Below are 1,942 nucleotides of genomic sequence, written 5' to 3' on the forward strand. Positions count from 1 at the left end.
CCGTCGAGCAGCCTGCCGAGCGTGCCCATGATCGGGTCCTTTTGCAGCTCCTTCTTGCCCACGCCGATCCAGTTGTCGCGCACCAATGCCCCGGCGATCACCGGGTCGACCTGGTTGCGGTGATTGAAGATGAACACCGCGGGCCGCTGTGCGGTCAGGTTCTCCTGGCCGATGACGTTGAGCTGAACGCCGGCGATCGCCAGGGACAGCTGCGAGAAGGTGGAGGTGAAGAAGTTGACGCCGCGGCGCCGATTCCGGGTCAGCACGCCGATTCCCACGGCGCCGGCGGCGACCGGGAACATCGAACCGAATCCGGCCAGGGTGCGGATCTGGCGGCGCAGACCGACCGGACCCCGGCTGTTGAACCGCAGGATCGGCCAGCCGCGGCGCTTGGCCACCGCGGCCATCTTGCCCTCGGGGTTGGTCGGCCGCGGGTTGCCGACCAGATACATCAGCGCGACGTCCTCGTCCCCGTCGGCGTAGAAGTAACTGTCCTTCAGGTCGATGCCGTTCTCGGCCGCAAACCGTTGCACCGCAGCGGCTTTGCCCGGCCCCCACAGGATCGGCTTCTGCACGCCGCCGGTGAGGATGCCGTCTTCGGTGGTCTCGAACTTATTGGTGAGCATGTTGGAGATACCGAGGAACCGCGCCACCGGGTTGACCTGGATGGTCAGCGCCGACGAGCTGAGCACCACGGTGTGGCCACGCGCCACGTGCGCCCGGACCAGCTCGCGCATCTCCGGGTAGATCCGCGACTCGATCCGCTGTACGAACAGCCGCTCGCCGATCTCCTCCAAATCGTCGAGCAAGCGGCCGGCCAACGCGGCGGCGGCTTTGCCGATGAGATCCTCGAACTCGATGCGCCCGAGCGTGTGGCTCAGGCCGGCCTGGACCATGCCGAGCAGTTCGCCCACCCCCATGTCACGGCGCAGCAGCCGCTCCTGGGTGAGGATGACCGCGGTGAACCCGGCCACCAGCGTCCCGTCCAGGTCGAAGAACGCCCCGATCTTGGGACCCGGTGGGCTGGCCATGATTTCGGCGACCGAGCCCGGCAGCCGCATGTCCCCGGTCGCGCCGCCGTCGGCTCCCTGGTCTTTCGCGGCGCTCATGAGCCCGACGCCGTCCGTGCGGAGGTCGCCGGTTCGGCGAACGAGGCGGGCACCGCGCGGGGTGCCGAATCACCCGCGAGCGCCAGAATTTCGTCGAAGCCCTCAAGCAGGCATTGGGCGAACAGCGGTTCGTTGCGCACCGACGCCCTGTCGTAGCGCACGGTGATGGTGCACCAACCGCCCCGCGAGATCAGCACCACCATCATCGCGACGCCCGGCAGTGGGCCGATGCCGTACTGCCGCAACACCTTTGCACCGGCGATGTAGGTATCCCCGGGGTACACCGGGACGTTGCTGGCCTGCACGTCAGATCCGATCACCGAGCCGGTGATGCCCTCGAGGACCGCGGTCGGCAGGACGCTGAGCAGCGGTGCGACCGAACCGATGATGTTCATCGCCGGTTCGTCGCGGCGTTGCGTCATCTGCGCGCGGATCTTCTTCATCCGCGAAACCGGATCGACGGTGCCGACGGGCGCGGCCAGGTTGACACCGGTGAACCGGTTGCCGCCGGCCGTGTCGGCGTCGGCCCGCAAGTTCACCGGGACCGCCATCGGCAGCGTGCTGATCGGCACACCGAGCGCCTCGTGGTAGCGCCGCAGGGCGCCGCAGAGGCCGGCCAGGTAGGCGTCGTTGATCGATCCGCCGCCGGCTTTGGCGGCCCTGTGCAGATCGGAGAGCGGGATGTCGATCGCTTCGGTGCGGGTGGCCAGGCTGCGCCGCCGCAGCAGCGGCGACGGCTCGGCCGCCCGGTTGAGCACCCGCATCCCCGACATGGCGTAGCCGACGATCCCCGACACCGTGGCGCCCGGTTCCAGGACCGCCCGCCCGGCCGC

2 protein-coding genes are annotated in these 1,942 nt (G+C 69.1%); both read right to left on the reverse strand.

All coding sequences use genetic code 11. The features are described 5' to 3' along the window. Positions 1-1,109, reverse strand: a 1,109-nt coding sequence (locus tag A9X03_RS06405; RefSeq protein WP_156746491.1) for an HAD-IB family hydrolase, incomplete at its 3' end; no start/stop codon positions are given. Next, positions 1,106-1,942: WS/DGAT domain-containing protein (locus tag A9X03_RS06410; RefSeq protein WP_156746492.1), on the reverse strand; the 837-nt coding region annotated here is incomplete at its 5' end. The genes A9X03_RS06410 and A9X03_RS06405, both read right to left, overlap by 4 nt.

Source organism: Mycobacterium sp. E1715 (assembly GCF_001667625.1).
Taxonomy (GTDB): Bacteria; Actinomycetota; Actinomycetes; order Mycobacteriales; family Mycobacteriaceae; genus Mycobacterium.